Here is a 15,264-nt window from a genome sequence, read left to right as displayed (position 1 = left end):
TTTTGTAATTAATTATTTTAGTTTATTTTACATAATAACTATACCGAATTTTTGTTAAGAAGTCTACTATTAGTTTGCTATTTTTCTCAATAGATAGTTTTTCCAGTTTAGCCTTGGTAAGCGTATACCATTCTATTTATTTTGTAGTATAATACAGGCTAGAAAGCTTATTTTAAGCTTTCATTTAGTCATTAAATGGAGGAAAAAATGTATAACTATTTAAAAAAATTTGGGCTGTCTCTTATATTATCTTCTTTAATAGGTGTTATTTATTTAACAGGCTGTAATCAAGCCACGCCTACTACAGTCGAGCCATTATCCCGTACAGAGTTTGTTTTAGGGACGGTTGCTAAAATCTCTCTTTATGACCATCAATCTGAAGAAATACTTGATTTAGCAGCTAATAGGCTCCATGAATTAGAAGATACCTTAAGTATCAATAAAACAGGCACTTTAATTGATGAAATTAATAACCAAGCTGGAATCGCACCTGTTCAAGTAGATGAAGATACTTTTAAGGTAATTGAAAGAGGTCTAGCTTATAGTGATCTTACTGATGGCGCATTTGATATTACTGTTGGGCCTATTGTTAAACTTTGGAACATTGGTTTCCCTGAGGCCAGGATTCCTAGTCCTGAGGAAATTAAGGCGACCCTCCCTTTAGTTGGATTTGATAAAGCCACATTAAATGCTGCAGATTCAACTGTTTATTTAAAAGAAAAGGGAATGCAGTTAGATTTAGGAGGCATTGGTAAAGGCTATGCCGCTGATGAAATTGCTGACTTACTTCGCTCACAAGGTGTTCAGCATGCTTTAATAGACTTAGGTGGTAACCTTTATACCTTAGGTACTAAAGTAGATGGCTCTTTATGGAATATTGGTGTTCAAGATCCTTTTAATCCCAGAGGTAAAATTATTGGGCGCCTAACGACTGCTGATCACTCCATCGTTACATCAGGTATTTATGAACGTTACATCGAAGATGAAGCTGGTCATAAGTATCATCATATTCTAGACCCTAAAACAGGTTATCCTTATGAAAATGAAATTGCTGGTGTAACCATTGTCAGTAAATCCTCTACAGATGGGGATGCACTCTCTACTTCTGTCTTTGCTCTTGGTATAGAAAAAGGTCTTGAATTTGTTGAAAGCCAACCTGATGTTGAGGCTATTTTTATAACAACAGATTACAAAATCTATATCACAGAGGGATTAAAAGATATTTTCACCCTAACTAATGATGCTTTTACTTTAGCTAATTAGTATCTATCACTACTTCGTTTCTTAATCCGTTACCAAATCAAAAACTACCCTAGTATAAGAGGTAACCTCTTATACTAGGGTAGTTTTATATGTGTCTTTACTAGTTTAATGCAGCTTTTACTGCTTCTAATAAAGCAGGAACTTTGATAGAAACACCTGTTACAGCATCAGTGTGACCATCTTCGTCTGTTAATGTAACTTTTTCTAAATCGAAGTTATTTTCAGCTAAGAATGTAGCAAGTGAATCTACTTGTTCATTCCAAGGTGTACTTCCTTCACCCATGTCATATGTTCCAGCAGCTGCTGCTTCATATTTACTTGAGTTATCTTTTGTACTAATGTAATCAAATTTAACGCTTACTGGTGTCCCAGCTTCAAATGTTACAGTTGCAACTGTTTTTCCTTCTTCATCTGCTACTTCACCAACTTTTTCACCTGTGAAAGCTTCTTCTGTTGCTGGAGTTTCTGAAGCTGCTGGCGCTTCTGTAGCAACTGGTGTTTCTGCTGGCGCTTCTGTTTTAGAACCACAAGCTGTTAATGTTAACATTGAGCTTAATAATAAAGCTAATACTGCGAATTTTTTCATATTGTCCTCCAAAAATATATTAATAGTAACTTCCACATTATATAGCAATATTTGTATCATTTCAATATTTACGTCGACTTTTCATCAAATTTTTTCTTTCCAGTTACTCCACCTTTGTTTTTTATCCTATGAATAATATGTAAATACATTCTGTATATTAACTAAAACCTTTATTACAATAAAAAAACAGCTTATAGGCTAAAACCTATAAGCTGTTTTTTTGCATTTATACGTTCCCGACTGGAATCGAACCAGCGGCCTACCGCTTAGGAGGCGGTCGCTCTATCCTACTGAGCTACGGAAACCTATAACTTTAAAAGTTATCGCAATTATTATACTACATTTTTATTTGCTATTCGTCAAGTACTATTTAGAGGTCACAATAGTTCCTTGTAGCCAACAAGTACCCATAAAACGCATACCTATGCTTGGATATCCTACAAGATTAGCTTTATTAATAAGGACTTCTAGCGGCATATCATTTACATCTAAAGTGAAAAGATATGATTCTTCTCCTGTTTGCGTATTTTTTCTATTCTGTATATCTGTAATTTCTCCTAATATAGCATACGTAGCATCTACCAAAGTAGTCGGTACAAAATAACCGCTCATAATAGAAAGGAAATCTTCTTCAAACATACGCTCTTTTAATTGATCATCTAACTCTTTTTCTTCTTCTTCTAATTTAGCTCTAGCATCTTCATCGCCTTCTCTAGCTTTTTGAAGCATCACTTTAATTTTTTCTCTTTCTTCTTTTTCTACAGCCTCATCTTCCTCATCTTTTTCAATAGGAAGCACAACAGTACCTTCCATGGCAAGTGCTGCAATCTGAACTTCATTAAAAGTCTGCATCATTTCTACTGCTTCTGTATATTCTACTACATTTTGTAGCCAAAAAATGAATTGCATGCCTGTCTCTGCTTCTTCACAAATAGCATAATAATTATACTCGTCGTCTATGCATTCTACACTAAGATCTTCTACTTTTACGGTATAATGACTACTTAAATAAGGTTCACACTGTTCTATTTCAAGCTTAGTATCTTTTTGGTCTGCCCTTACGACAATCCTAACCATGACATACATATCTTTTCCAAATTCTTTTAAATACTCTGCGATAATATCTTGATTTGCTTTGCGACTTGCAACTTGCTTCGTTGGCTTATCTAGAATGCCACTCACAATCTTCTCAAGATTATATTTTTTTTCTATATCAGAAAAGCCTATTGCTGCAATTGGAGATTCCATATCCATCCCCCTCTCTATCCTTTTGCCTATATGATCTTCTACCTATATTATATAGCAATCCCTCCTTATTGACTAGCTATCTTTAGAAGTTATCCTATATACCATAGGCCTACTATAAATATATCTCCCATAAGGCTATAATATACCCTATCATGAAGTGTATAAGATGCATATAAAGAACGCATAAAAAAGACGTAAGAAAAGCCAGCTAGCTTTTCTTACGTCCTATACTCTTTTTCTTAGCATAAACCGTTAATAACATCATTGAAAGTATCTGGATGATTTGTAATTACTGCATCAACACCATATTCTTTCATAAGTTTCATATCTGCTATATCATCAACTACCCAAACTGTTACTTTTTTACCAATGCTATGAACTGTTTCAATAGCAGCTTTATCTATTTTTGTGTAATCACAAGAAATAGAATCTGCATATTGATAGCTACGGATATCGAAAGGCATTTCTTTACAAAGTAAAGCCGTTTGAATATTAGGTGCCATAGTTTTAATGCGTTTTAATGTTTCTACATTATAAGAAGATAAAATAACTTTGTCCTCTGCACCTACTAATTTAACACGATCAAGAACTTGTTCTTCAATAGCTTCATAGTCCTCATCACTATCTTTGATTTCCACATAAAGCTTAACATTATATTTTTTCACTAGCTCTAGTGCTGATTTAATACATAGAATTTTTTCACCTTTATATTTAGGGTCATATTTCACGCCTGCATCAAACTCTAGGAGTTCATCAAGTGTATGATCTTTAATATAGCCCGTACCAGTAGTTGTACGGTCTAATTTGCTGTCGTGAATAATAACCAGCTTGTCATCTTTTGTCATGTGCACATCTACTTCGATGCCATCACAGTATCCTTCAGTTAAAGCTTTTGCAAAGGCGATATTAGTGTTTTCTGGATACTTACCACTAAATCCTCTATGAGCAATATTTAACACTCTATTCATTGTTCCCTCTCCTTTCATACTATACAATCAAAAAATATTCCCTCATGACATATTATATATTATTTTTAGAATAACTTCTAACCTTTTTTATGAGAATCTTATAAACAAATTATGGCATTAACTCCCAATTGTAGTTTGCTTTACAATTGGGACACACTTCTTCACTTCCCCACATATAGTCCATTGCCATAAAAGGAAGTATACAATTAGTGGTCATAAACGGATAAATAGGTGGTTCTAATACATAATCTAACACTTGTCTACTTGTTTTACGATAACCACATTGTTTACAAACATATCCTGCCATATCATCAACTCCTTAGATGTTATAACCTCTATGTTTTATTTTTAGACAAACAAGCTAAAAATATACAAAAACATCCGCCTTATTTAAAGACGGATGTTCAGTATTTTTTTCTTATTAATATACATTATTTTTTGAATTGAACAGGTACTGTTTCACTTGTTAACTTTTCAAATGTAAAGCCTTGTTTTCTAAGCCCTTCTACAATTTCTGGCAATGCTTCTACTGTAGTTGTTTTAGGTGCTGCATCATGCATTAAAATAATAGCATGCTTTTGGCCCTCTGCACCATTTAGTACAGAATTGACGATTACGTTTTTATCTTGTTTATTAGCCGATGCATCCATAGAGTCTACATTCCAGTCAAAATAAACTAATCCTTCTTCTTTAACCTTCGCAATAATTTGATCCATTAAATCTTTTCCACCATGTTTTATACTAATAGTATTATTGGAACCTCCTGGAAAGCGCATGACATCTGGTTTTACTCCTGTTACACTTTCTAGATGATTCGATAAAGCATTAATATCTTGCATAAAACTATCTACGCTTGTATAAATTTGATTATATTGATGGGTATTAGAATGAATCGCTAGCGTATGTCCTTCATCTACAATACGCTTATAAATATCATCTTGATTTTCTTTACCTAATACAAAAAAGGTAGCTTTTAAATGATTTGCTTTTAAGAAGTCTAAAATCTTAACAGTGTTATCACTTGGTCCATCATCAAAGGTTAAATAAGCATATTTTTCTGTTGCTCCCGCTAAAGAATTTGCTAATTCTGGATTTTTCTTTTGTGCTTCTTCTAAATCTAGTTTTACTTGTCCTACTTGCTCTTTTATTTGTTCAATTCTACCACTATAATCTTCTAAATCTGCTTGCATACTTACCTTAGATGCTTCAATCTCTGCAAGTTCTTTCTTCACCCCACTAAGCTCTTGTACTTTATTGGGCATTTTAAATGCTAACACACCAGTTGTACATACAAAAAATATTGATAAAAATAAAAATACGAGTGTTGCCCCTACACGAGACTTTTTCCTATATGCCATTTTTCCACCTTCTACATCCCTATGCTAACTTATGTTTATTCACTCTTCATTGATTCTGGTATGACGATTGGTTCATATTTAGCTAGTTCTTGGCTAAGCCCTTCTAGCTGATTTTTATATTCTTTTTCTTGCTGTACCATCTCATCTGTCATGCTTTTTATACTATCTAGTTCGCTAGATAATTGATTAATTGTTACGTGATATTTATTTAGACTCATATTAGTATATACAAAACTTCCTAATAAAATACTCGTTACAACACATGCTCCTCCAGTAATCCATAATAAAGTCATGTAAAATCTGTTTTTTGATTTTCCAAAGTGCAAGTTGTTTCTTTTCACATTATCCCCTCCTTATTACCCAGTATACTATCTTTTTATACAGTTTTAAACCTTATTCTCTAACAATTTATTTGGTATTTAATAGCTATTTTGAACCTGGTTTTAAAAATGTATCAAAAAAAGTACTTTCTCTATATATAGACAGAATAAATACTCAAAAAGTTTCATCTATCTCTATTTATCGTTTTCTGTATTAACTTACTTAGAATTCAAAAGCTGCCTTTGCACAACTATTTATAACTATTGTTACTCATATAAAAAGAATAACCTATAAAGATTATTCTTTTTCACTTACTTCTCTTCGTCTTTGTTCTTCCATGGCTTTTAAATAGCTAATTTGTGTAGGGGTTTTCCCCGCGTATTTAATCGCATCATCTATCCCACCACTTAAAGCACCCTTTAATTCCTCAAAACGCTCTTTGCTTACTTCTATGTAGCTGTTACAGACTGGACACATCATGCAATAAGTCGTTTTATATGGAATAACTGGAATAAAAAACAAAGTAAACCATACCCTAAGTACACATAATTCCCACTGCGCTTCATTGTTACAATTCCCACACTGCAATCTTCCAATCGCTCCTAAAAACTTCTTTGTTACTTTTCCCCATCCAAATATAATCATTCTCCCACTCCTTATTTAATTATTTAAAACTCATTTTCTTACATTAATAAATCATATAGTAGCTTTACAAATAGTAGACCAATCACTACAAAAATAACATATCTTACTTTTTTAGCACCACCCTTAATAGCAAATTTAGCCCCCATATAAGCCCCTACGATGCTACAGACTGCAGCTGGAATAGCTAAGATAAAAATGACTTTGCCTTCTATAAAATAGAGTACTACAGAGGTTAAATTAGATGCTAGGTTAGAAACTTTAGCACATCCAGAAGAAGTTACTAAATCAAGTCTCAATAATCCGGAAAACCCAAGTATCATAAAAGTCCCTGTTCCAGGTCCAATTAAACCATCATAGCATCCAATAATAACTCCAATCATGCCAGATAGACTTATAAGCTTTATTGCACCTAAGCTTCTTTCTTCTAATTGTTCCCCAAGATTTTTTTGTGTCATAATAAACAGAGCTACTAAAGGAAGAGCAACAAGCATCAATACCTTCAGGTGTTTTTCACTAATATACAAAGCTAGCTTAGTCCCTATAGTTGAACCGATGATAGCCCCTATGGCTGAATAGATAGCTATTTTCCACTTAATCTTACCACTTTTGATGTACTTACCTGCTGCTATAATTGTTCCGCAGCTAGCTGAAAATTTATTGCTACCAGCTGCCATATGAATAGGCATTCCTGTCATCATATAAGCAGGCAAAGAAATTAGTCCGCCGCCACCTGCTACTGCATCTACAAAACCAGCTATAAAAACAAGAGGGCAAACAATGAATAAATTTTTAATTATCTCTTCCATGAAGTTCTCCTTAATGTCATGAATATGTATTTAGATTCTACATTATTTTTTAATTATTTTCAATTTTAAATCTTTTTATTTATAATAATTTAAATTTCATTGCAAATAAATCCCCTGAATTGTTAGTACTCACTCAGGGGATAACTTATTTATTTTTTTAACTTTGGAAAGCCTATTACAATAGCAATAATTCCACATATGCCCATTAAAATAGGATAGTGTAAGTAACCTAATATCTCCATAGGTGATACACCTACTAAACCTGCTGCTATAAGGAGCTGTGCACCATAAGGAATAATTCCTTGAATACACGCTGAAAAAATATCTAAAATACTAGCCGTACGTCTTGGATCAATATCATACTCCTCAGCAATGTCTTTAGCTAGCGGTCCTGCCATAACAATAGCTATCGTGTTATTCGCTGTACACATATCCACTAAACTTACAAGAGCTGCAATACCAAATTCAGCACCTTTCTTCGTATGGATACGGCGCTTGATAAAGCCAAGCAAATAGTCAATCCCACCATTTCGCTTAATCAGTTCTAGCGTTCCTCCAATAATAATGGATAAAATAACGATTTCTGCCATACCAATCATTCCATTAGAAGCTGCTTCTACTACTGCAAATAAATCAAGGCTTCCTGTTAGTACACCAACAGCACCTGCTAAAAGTGTGCCACCTGCTAATAGCACAAATACATTAACACCTGCCAATGCGCCTACTAGAACGGCCACATAAGGAAGTACTTTTACCCACTCATAAGTATATCTTCCTGGTATTTCTTGATGATACTGCCATGTCATAACAGTTAATAGCACAATAGTAATGAGCGCTGCAGGCAATACAATAAGGAAATTCACCTTAAATTTATCTCTTAATTCACAGCCTTGTGTACGTGCTGCTGTAATAGTAGTATCTGAAATCATAGATAGGTTATCGCCAAACATTCCTCCACCAATAATGGCACCAATTACTAACGGAATAGGCATACCTGTTGTTTCTGCAATTCCCAGACCAATTGGTGCTAAAGCAGTAATCGTTCCAACTGAAGTTCCCATTGATAGTGAAATGAAACATGCTATTAAAAATAAACCGCCTATCAGAAACTGAGAAGGTATAAAGGATAAGCTTAAATTAACAGTAGCATCAACACCACCCATGGCTTTTGCTACACTAGCAAAGGCCCCTGCTAAAATGAAAATGATGCACATCATCATAATATCACTATGCCCTGCTCCTTCACAAAACACTTCTATCTTCTTATTTAATGGTTCCTTCCTATTAAACATAAGTGCTACAGCTGTGGCTGTAATAAAAGCTACAAGTACAGGCATTTTATAAAAATCTTTCGTAGCTATTCCAACCCCTAGGAAGAGCACAAGAAATACTGCTAACGGCAAGAGTGCAAAGGGATTTCCCTTTTGATTGTCTTTTTTCATGATGTCTATTCTCCTTCGTCATATCCATAGTTGTCGCATAGCCATTATATTAACATAATTTCTTTATAATAATCCACAAAAATATAGTAAAAGGAGAAACTCTATAGTCTCTCCTCCTATTTCTTTAATTTCCATCACCTATTACTTAATGGCTTTTTTAAAGCTTTAACTTATCATCATTTTTAATCTATTTAACTTCTCCACCTTCTACAACAACGCTCTCAGGATCTACGCTGTCACCATAAACAGGTAATAAAGTAGCTTCATAAGCTGAATGGAAAAAATTCTCTTTAGCTAGGGCTTTAATTTCATCATTAATCCAGTTTAGTAATTCTGTATTACCCTTTTGAACAGCAGGTGCAATCGTATCTAGACCACCCAGTGACTCAATACCTGTTGTAAAACCTGGATTTTGAATAGCCCATGCAAATACTAAAGTATTATCATGTGCAAGTGCAGCTCCTCTACCATCTTTTAGTGCATTAAAGGCTTCTGTATTCTCATCATATTTAAGAAGTTCAATATTAGGATAGTTTTCTGTAAAGTAAGTCTCTGCTGTCGTTCCTTTATTTACAATTAATTGCTTTCCTTCAAGCTGAGAAACATCTGTAATAATGGCCCCATCAGGTGATACAACACCAAGAGCTACCTTCATATAAGGTAATGCAAAATCTACAACTTCAGCACGATCTTTTGTTACTGTAAAGTTAGCTAAAATAATATCTACCTTACCTGACTGCAGATATTCCACCCTACTTGCTGCTTCTACTAAAACAAACTCTACAGCATTTTCATCGCCTAATAAGTCTTTAGCAATACGCTTAGCAAAGTAAACATCATAACCTTGGTTTACTCCATTTTCATCTACATAACCAAAAGGTGGTTTATCACTAAAGACGCCAATTCTTATCTTACCTCTTTCCTTAATAGCTTCTATACCAGAAGCACTTTCCCCATTACTACTTGCCTGCTTATTATTTGAGCAAGCTGTTAAACTTCCTAAAATCACTAATAAACCTACTAATATACTTAATACTCTTAAACGTTGTTTCATTTTGTTTCCTCCTCAAAATTAAAGATATTTAAAAATTGTTTTGCTCTTAAAGTACTAGGGTTTTCAAAAAACGCTTTTGGTGTGTTTTCTTCTATAATTTCACCTTGGTCTATAAATAAAATTCGGTCTGCCACAGCCTTTGCAAATTTCATTTCATGAGTCACAATAGCCATGGTTGTTCCTGCTTTAGCAAGTTCCAAAATAACATCTAATACCTCTCTTACCATTTCTGGGTCAAGTGCAGCCGTCACTTCATCGAAAAGTAAAATCTCCGGGTTCATACACAGAGCTCTTACAATAGCTACCCTTTGTTTCTGTCCTCCTGAAAGTTGACGAGGATACGCATCTTTTTTATCGCTTAATCCGACCCGTTCAAGCAATTTCTCAGCTTGCAAAGACGCCTCTTCCTTATTCCTTTTTTGCACTTTTATAGGTCCTAATAATATGTTTTCCATCACTGTCATATGCGCAAATAAATCATAACTTTGAAATACCATGCCAATCTTTTGCCTAATTTGGGGCCAATCCTTCTTACTCCTAGTAATACTTTCACCATCTAATTTAATGTTTCCTGCTTGAAAAACCTCTAAACCATTTAAGCAGCGTAATAAGGTACTTTTTCCACATCCTGATGGTCCTAAGATGACAATTACTTCTCCCTTTTGAATTTGAAAAGAAATATCCTTTAAAACAGGTGGATTGTTATCATAACTTTTATATAAGTGTTCTATTTCTAATAACATTTCTGCCATATGTATGTCTCCTTATGATTGCCACTTCATTTCTAATTTTTTAGAGAAAATAGAAATGGGGTAACAAATAATAAAATACAAGATAAAGATAAAGCCATATACCCACAGAGGAGCACTAGGCACTTTTAAAATTGAGGCTTCTATAATCTGTTGACCTACCTTCAATACCTCTACAACACCAATTAGTACAATTAACGAAGTAGTTTTAACCATACGAGTTGCTAAGTTAATAGCTGTCGGCAGCATTCTTCTTATAGCTTGTGGGATGATAATATAACGATAAATTTGAATTTCGCTTAACCCAATAGCCCTGCCACTATCACTTTGTGCCTTAGGCATGGAAGTAATGGCTCCTCTTACTATATCTCCCATCTCAGCTGTTCCCCATAAAGTAAAGACAATAATCGAAATAATCTCTGCCTCTATATGATAACCAATGAGCTTTGTTAAACCAAAATAAAAGATAAAAAGCCATACCAAGATAGGAATAATTCGAATAGCTTCTAAATAAATCCTACAAATCACTTTTACTGCCTTGTGCTTGGAAGTCATCAATATGCCTAACACAATACCCAGTACACCAGATAAAATCATTGCAATGAGCGCTACTTTCATAGCTACTCCCAAGCCACCTATAAGTCTAATCAGGTTCCTGCCTTGGAAAAGCACGTTAATTCCCAAATCCTGCATATCTCATCCTCCTTTCAATCCAAGTAAATAATATGGAAAGTGGCAATAAAATAATTAAATATGCAATCACTAATAGAAAAAGGGCTTCATCTGTCTTGTAATACATACCAATTAAATCTTTAGCAACAAACATTAAATCAGCTAAAGCAACTGCACTAAATATAGATGTTTCCTTTAATAAAAAAATAATATTAGCACCTATACCTGGCATAGCAACTGCAAACGCTTGAGGTAAAATAACATGTTGTATCAGTTGCCATTCATTTAGTCCGATACTTAAGCCTGATTCAATTTGAGACTTACTAACAGCTTCTAATCCTGATCTGAAGGCTTCCGCCATATAGCTTCCACCTAGAAAAGTTAGTCCTATCACTGCACAGGTTTCCGCACTTATCTTTACTCCCAACTTTGGTAACCCATAGTATAAAAAGAAAAGTTGTATTAGTAAGGGTGTATTTCTAGATAATTCTATGTAAGCTCCCACCACTTGCTTCGCAATTGGAATCTTATAGTATCTAATCATGGCACATATAAACCCTACTAGAACAGCTAGAACAATTCCTACTCCTCCTAAGGTTAAAGTCAGTTTAGCTGCTTCAACGTACAAGGGAACATATCTTTCTATAGCACTTATATCCATCTTCGTCCCTCCTTTGATTTCATTTCCTAGTATTCCTATTTGTTTTGTTTTTTATTTTATTCAGTATACTCTTATTATTTTTACTTTGTCAATATTTTTAGATTTAACTAAACCTTATTCCATATCAATTCTATGAAATGGACAATCTTATTAATGACTTTATTTCTTAATATTTTTACTAGTTTTTCGATGTCTTTTCCTTTTTTTGTGTCCACATACGCCCTACACTTTTCTTTTTTATGTTGTGGACAGATACTAGACTTTTTACCGCATACAATTGATTTTTAAAATTTTTTAATTTTCATTAGGGATTCCCCTGGTTCATCACATATACATAGATGTAAAACAAAATAAGCAACTTCCTCGGCTTTAGTCTAGGTAGCATCAACTTGACGCGCTAGCAGTAGAGGTCCATCTATAAGTTGCTAAATACATTTTTACATCTAGTAGTACCAAATAAAGTTCTAAATCAGAGTCTTAAAGTCTTAGTTTCCTATCATAAGGGTGCACCGGCTAAGACTATAGGAGCTCCTCACTCATTGGTTTAACTTTAATAGCTATCCTTAATGCCTGTTTCTAACTACATAAACATGCTGAGGAGCCATTTTATGCCTAGAATTAGGCCAATTAGGAAGGCTATGTGAGTTTCTCCCATGAGACTGTAACCAAAAAAGACCTAGACTTGTATCAATTGATACTTAAGTCTAGGTCTTTTTTTACGCACGCGGTAGGATTCGAACCCACGACATTCTGATTAGTGAGAGTACTTATTTTTATCATACTATCAGTTGTTAACTTTATTGATAGTCAACGGTTATATTGTTTTTTATACTTATATCAAAAAATATTCTACTGCAACTTTTTTATTTTACTGCAACCCTATTGCAACCTAAATGAATACCTTTATCTCTACAATACTTATTATATTACATTTTAATATGAATTAATAAATCTTGTTCCAATTCTTCTTTAAGAGTTAACAATCTACTTATAGTACATGTATAAATCTCTAGTTGTTCCTCTCCTTGAAGTTCATTAGGTAATTTTAGCTCACTTTTATTATTCCACGAATGAGTATTTCGACACTCATTTAAAAGAGATAATATTTTATCAATTAATTGTTTCCTTAAATCTCTAATATAAAGAGGTAATTCATTAATTTTTTCAAGATGTTTTTCTGCAAATTTTTTATTCTTATCCTTTTGAATTTGATTTGTAATTTCTTGATATTCTTCTTCCCTACGTCTATCTTCCGCTTCAGTAGTAAAAGGAATAAAATACTCATCATTAATGTAATGTATGTATTTTTTATTAAATTCAACAAAATAGTTATCTTTATTTATTTTGATATCATAATCGGCGTTTATATTTCCATATACTTGTTTAAGATTATTCATACCTAATGGTCTATATGTTTCATTTACAAATCTCTTTTGTAATGAATAAGCATTTAATGATAGTTTAGGACCTTTGGTGTCAAAGAAATCTTTTCTATCATCAGATACGATAATCAGCATATCATTATCAATATCCCAACTGCTTAGGTTTAGGCCTAAATATTCATAAATACCCTCTATTATTAAAACATCGTTCATTTGTGTATCAGAAACATCTCCACTTATTTTTTTCTTGTAAGCATTACTCATTGTTATTGGTGTTAGATTAATTATTTGTACATAGTCCTCTGAAAATAACTCGAATAATTTTCTGTATGATCTCTCCCAATAATCTTGCCTTTGTATACGTTCTTGATTTATTAAATTAGTTATTTTGCCTGTAATATCTTTAACTTCATTCCAAAAATCATCTTTTTTTGTCCGCTCTTCAACTGCAATCTGCACTTTGGAATAATTATGATTAAATGCTTCTAAAATATTCTTATTTTGCTTTTGCAACTCTAACATCGTTACTTCTGGAACTAATAATTTAACAATACCTACCTTACATAAAATTATTAAATCATCTAGTTCATGTAATGGGTTTTGTCTATTCATTATTCTATTAATTTCTTCTATCTCACTATTGAGTGAAGTTTTCATGAAATTCACTTCATGTATAAGATGCTTGATATAGATATTTGTATCTATGTAGATGTATATCATTTTATCATCTCCTAACCGAATAATATTACTATTTCACAAAACACTATCTAATATAATATACTATTTTAAATATTTTAACACTACTTTGTTTTATAGATAAACCATTTTAAATACTGTTATATGTTTGTATGATTTCTGTTATTTTTCATATCCTAAGTAAAAAAGGATTAGGAGATGACATTTATGAGCAGAACAACTTCCGTAACAGCTGAACTTCATGGATACTCGTTAGAAGAACTAAAAAATTAAGAAGATCTTATTCTACAGAGATAGGTAGGAATGTTCTTACGACAGTTGTTATGCTTATAGAAGGCAATTCAGTTAAACAAATTGCAGATTTTCTTGCAGTACGTTTAATTACTGTTTATACCTATATAAATCGTTGGAATGAGCTTGGTATTTCTTCTTTAGAAGACTATAGAGGTAGAACCCCTTCTAATTGCAAAATGACAGCTGAAATGGAACATGATCTTTTAGAAGTGGTTCAGCATAATATCCCTAATGATTTTGAGTTTCTAGGCAATGTTTGGACTGCCAAGCTTTTATCAGATTATCTTAATCAAAACTACGGGATAAGGCTATGCCCACAATGTATTAGAGATACACTTCATAAAAACAACTATAGCTTCAAACGAGCTCAAAAAAGACCAAGTAAAGGTGTAAAATCTGAGCAAGAATCGTTTAAAAAAATGATAGAAACTACGAGTACTGTAGAAAACGATTCTGATAGTGTTTTGTATGTTATGGACGAAACTGCCCTAAGAACAGAATCTGATAACAGGAGAACTTGGAGTCCAGTTGGGGTGTCCCCTATCTTAGAAAGCAATGGTTCTCATCAAGGGGTTAATATTATTGGTGCAACAGAAATAACCAAAAACTTTGATACAATAGCCGATATATATGATGCAGCACATACTATCAAAGGTAAAGAAATAAAAGAATTTTTAAGTGAACTATTAGAACGTAATCTTGGAAAGAAGGTGTATGTTGTTTTAGATAATGCTAAAACACATAATAATCATGAGATTCAAGAGTTCTGGAGTCAAAATACTAATAGGTTAGTACTTATTAATACCCCCGTTTATTCACCACAACTTAATCCACAAGAAAACATTTGGAACTTGCTTAAGAATAAAGTGTATACAGTAGGTGCTAAAGAGAGTACTGATGCACTCTTTGAAGAAGTTAATCATCTATATAATCAATTCAATGATGATAAAGGGCTAATTAAAAACATCGTTAATCCCAGAAATTACTACTTCAAGTCCAGAATATAAGTAGGTATTTTAGTCCTACTTATTTCCTGAAATATTACAACATTATTTAGTTTTATAAATGGTTTATCTATAAATAACTCTACATTTTATACATAAAATAAGGTAAGGCTTC

The 15,264-nt window shown here is 33.1% G+C and carries 16 protein-coding genes and 1 tRNA gene; 2 read left to right on the top strand and 15 right to left on the bottom strand.

Annotated features, from left to right (window positions below):
• Positions 1 to 207 precede the first annotated feature (207 nt).
• Entirely contained in the window at positions 208 to 1,263 is a 1,056-nt protein-coding gene (locus tag CLOLE_RS04645) for an FAD:protein FMN transferase (protein WP_013655927.1), read from the top strand.
• A 100-nt stretch (positions 1,264 to 1,363) separates the two neighbouring features.
• Here CLOLE_RS04645 and CLOLE_RS04640 read toward each other — a convergent pair whose 3' ends face one another.
• From CLOLE_RS04640 to CLOLE_RS04570, 15 genes are all read right to left on the bottom strand, one after another.
• Complete coding sequence (locus CLOLE_RS04640; protein WP_013655926.1) at positions 1,364 to 1,849, bottom strand: hypothetical protein; 486 nt, start codon at positions 1,847 to 1,849, stop codon at positions 1,364 to 1,366.
• Positions 1,850 to 2,080: 231 nt separating this feature from the next.
• Positions 2,081 to 2,154, bottom strand: a tRNA-Arg gene (locus CLOLE_RS04635).
• 61 nt (positions 2,155 to 2,215) lie between these two features.
• A complete protein-coding gene (locus CLOLE_RS04630) occupies positions 2,216 to 3,097 on the bottom strand; it encodes a DUF3881 family protein (protein ID WP_013655925.1) in 882 nt (293 codons plus the stop codon).
• A gap of 239 nt (positions 3,098 to 3,336) precedes the next feature.
• Positions 3,337 to 4,065, bottom strand: a complete 729-nt coding sequence (locus CLOLE_RS04625) for a glycerophosphodiester phosphodiesterase (RefSeq protein WP_013655924.1) — start codon at positions 4,063 to 4,065, stop codon at positions 3,337 to 3,339.
• A 109-nt stretch (positions 4,066 to 4,174) separates the two neighbouring features.
• The gene (locus CLOLE_RS04620) at positions 4,175 to 4,372 is read right to left on the bottom strand and encodes a hypothetical protein (protein WP_013655923.1); all 198 of its coding nucleotides are present in this window, start codon (positions 4,370 to 4,372) and stop codon (positions 4,175 to 4,177) included.
• A gap of 124 nt (positions 4,373 to 4,496) precedes the next feature.
• Complete coding sequence (locus CLOLE_RS04615) at positions 4,497 to 5,423, bottom strand: polysaccharide deacetylase family protein (protein WP_013655922.1); 927 nt, start codon at positions 5,421 to 5,423, stop codon at positions 4,497 to 4,499.
• Between the two features lie 35 nt (positions 5,424 to 5,458).
• Entirely contained in the window at positions 5,459 to 5,764 is a 306-nt protein-coding gene (locus CLOLE_RS04610) for a hypothetical protein (protein WP_013655921.1), read from the bottom strand.
• Positions 5,765 to 6,041: 277 nt separating this feature from the next.
• Positions 6,042 to 6,389: a zinc-ribbon domain-containing protein gene (locus CLOLE_RS04605; RefSeq protein ID WP_013655920.1), complete on the bottom strand. Its 348-nt coding sequence runs from the start codon at positions 6,387 to 6,389 to the stop codon at positions 6,042 to 6,044.
• A 38-nt stretch (positions 6,390 to 6,427) separates the two neighbouring features.
• Positions 6,428 to 7,195: a sulfite exporter TauE/SafE family protein gene (locus CLOLE_RS04600; protein ID WP_013655919.1), complete on the bottom strand. Its 768-nt coding sequence runs from the start codon at positions 7,193 to 7,195 to the stop codon at positions 6,428 to 6,430.
• A gap of 149 nt (positions 7,196 to 7,344) precedes the next feature.
• On the bottom strand, positions 7,345 to 8,637 hold the full coding sequence (locus CLOLE_RS04595) for a Na+/H+ antiporter NhaC family protein (RefSeq protein WP_013655918.1): 1,293 nt from the start codon (positions 8,635 to 8,637) through the stop codon (positions 7,345 to 7,347).
• A gap of 187 nt (positions 8,638 to 8,824) precedes the next feature.
• Positions 8,825 to 9,691, bottom strand: a complete 867-nt coding sequence (locus CLOLE_RS04590) for a cysteine ABC transporter substrate-binding protein (protein WP_013655917.1) — start codon at positions 9,689 to 9,691, stop codon at positions 8,825 to 8,827.
• Positions 9,688 to 10,443 carry an amino acid ABC transporter ATP-binding protein gene (locus tag CLOLE_RS04585; protein ID WP_013655916.1) on the bottom strand — a complete coding sequence of 252 codons (756 nt, stop codon included), beginning with the start codon at positions 10,441 to 10,443 and terminating at the stop codon, positions 9,688 to 9,690. Before CLOLE_RS04585 ends, CLOLE_RS04590 begins: the two co-directional genes overlap by 4 nt.
• A 12-nt stretch (positions 10,444 to 10,455) precedes the next feature.
• On the bottom strand, positions 10,456 to 11,133 hold the full coding sequence (locus tag CLOLE_RS04580; protein ID WP_013655915.1) for an amino acid ABC transporter permease: 678 nt from the start codon (positions 11,131 to 11,133) through the stop codon (positions 10,456 to 10,458).
• Positions 11,114 to 11,773, bottom strand: a complete 660-nt coding sequence (locus tag CLOLE_RS04575) for an amino acid ABC transporter permease (protein ID WP_013655914.1) — start codon at positions 11,771 to 11,773, stop codon at positions 11,114 to 11,116. The genes CLOLE_RS04580 and CLOLE_RS04575 overlap by 20 nt, the downstream gene beginning before the upstream one ends.
• A gap of 926 nt (positions 11,774 to 12,699) precedes the next feature.
• Positions 12,700 to 13,875: a PIN domain-containing protein gene (locus CLOLE_RS04570; RefSeq protein ID WP_013655913.1), complete on the bottom strand. Its 1,176-nt coding sequence runs from the start codon at positions 13,873 to 13,875 to the stop codon at positions 12,700 to 12,702.
• Positions 13,876 to 14,174: 299 nt separating this feature from the next.
• Here CLOLE_RS04570 and CLOLE_RS04565 point away from each other — a divergent pair, with 299 nt between their 5' ends.
• A complete protein-coding gene (locus tag CLOLE_RS04565) occupies positions 14,175 to 15,152 on the top strand; it encodes an IS630 family transposase (RefSeq protein ID WP_013655912.1) in 978 nt (325 codons plus the stop codon).
• The last annotated feature ends 112 nt before the right edge of the window (positions 15,153 to 15,264 follow it).

Origin of the sequence: Cellulosilyticum lentocellum DSM 5427 (assembly GCF_000178835.2) — a bacterium.
In the GTDB taxonomy this organism is placed as follows: Bacteria; Bacillota; Clostridia; order Lachnospirales; family Cellulosilyticaceae; genus Cellulosilyticum; species Cellulosilyticum lentocellum.
The sequence above is the reverse complement of the archived record's forward strand: the minus strand, read 5'-3'. Positions and strand labels throughout refer to the sequence as shown.

Excerpts from the sequence above, each read along its gene's own strand:
- CLOLE_RS04645 (WP_013655927.1), top strand. The coding sequence starts at position 208 with ATGTATAACTATTTAAAAAAATTTGGGCTGTCTCTTATATTATCTTCT.
- CLOLE_RS04640 (WP_013655926.1), bottom strand. The coding sequence starts at position 1,849 with ATGAAAAAATTCGCAGTATTAGCTTTATTATTAAGCTCAATGTTAACA.
- CLOLE_RS04630 (WP_013655925.1), bottom strand. The coding sequence starts at position 3,097 with ATGGAATCTCCAATTGCAGCAATAGGCTTTTCTGATATAGAAAAAAAA.
- CLOLE_RS04625 (WP_013655924.1), bottom strand. The coding sequence starts at position 4,065 with ATGAATAGAGTGTTAAATATTGCTCATAGAGGATTTAGTGGTAAGTAT.
- CLOLE_RS04620 (WP_013655923.1), bottom strand. The coding sequence starts at position 4,372 with ATGGCAGGATATGTTTGTAAACAATGTGGTTATCGTAAAACAAGTAGA.
- CLOLE_RS04615 (WP_013655922.1), bottom strand. The coding sequence starts at position 5,423 with ATGGCATATAGGAAAAAGTCTCGTGTAGGGGCAACACTCGTATTTTTA.
- CLOLE_RS04605 (WP_013655920.1), bottom strand. The coding sequence starts at position 6,389 with ATGATTATATTTGGATGGGGAAAAGTAACAAAGAAGTTTTTAGGAGCG.
- CLOLE_RS04600 (WP_013655919.1), bottom strand. The coding sequence starts at position 7,195 with ATGGAAGAGATAATTAAAAATTTATTCATTGTTTGCCCTCTTGTTTTT.
- CLOLE_RS04595 (WP_013655918.1), bottom strand. The coding sequence starts at position 8,637 with ATGAAAAAAGACAATCAAAAGGGAAATCCCTTTGCACTCTTGCCGTTA.
- CLOLE_RS04590 (WP_013655917.1), bottom strand. The coding sequence starts at position 9,691 with ATGAAACAACGTTTAAGAGTATTAAGTATATTAGTAGGTTTATTAGTG.
- CLOLE_RS04585 (WP_013655916.1), bottom strand. The coding sequence starts at position 10,443 with ATGGCAGAAATGTTATTAGAAATAGAACACTTATATAAAAGTTATGAT.
- CLOLE_RS04580 (WP_013655915.1), bottom strand. The coding sequence starts at position 11,133 with ATGCAGGATTTGGGAATTAACGTGCTTTTCCAAGGCAGGAACCTGATT.
- CLOLE_RS04575 (WP_013655914.1), bottom strand. The coding sequence starts at position 11,773 with ATGGATATAAGTGCTATAGAAAGATATGTTCCCTTGTACGTTGAAGCA.
- CLOLE_RS04570 (WP_013655913.1), bottom strand. The coding sequence starts at position 13,875 with ATGATATACATCTACATAGATACAAATATCTATATCAAGCATCTTATA.
- CLOLE_RS04565 (WP_013655912.1), top strand. The coding sequence starts at position 14,175 with ATGCTTATAGAAGGCAATTCAGTTAAACAAATTGCAGATTTTCTTGCA.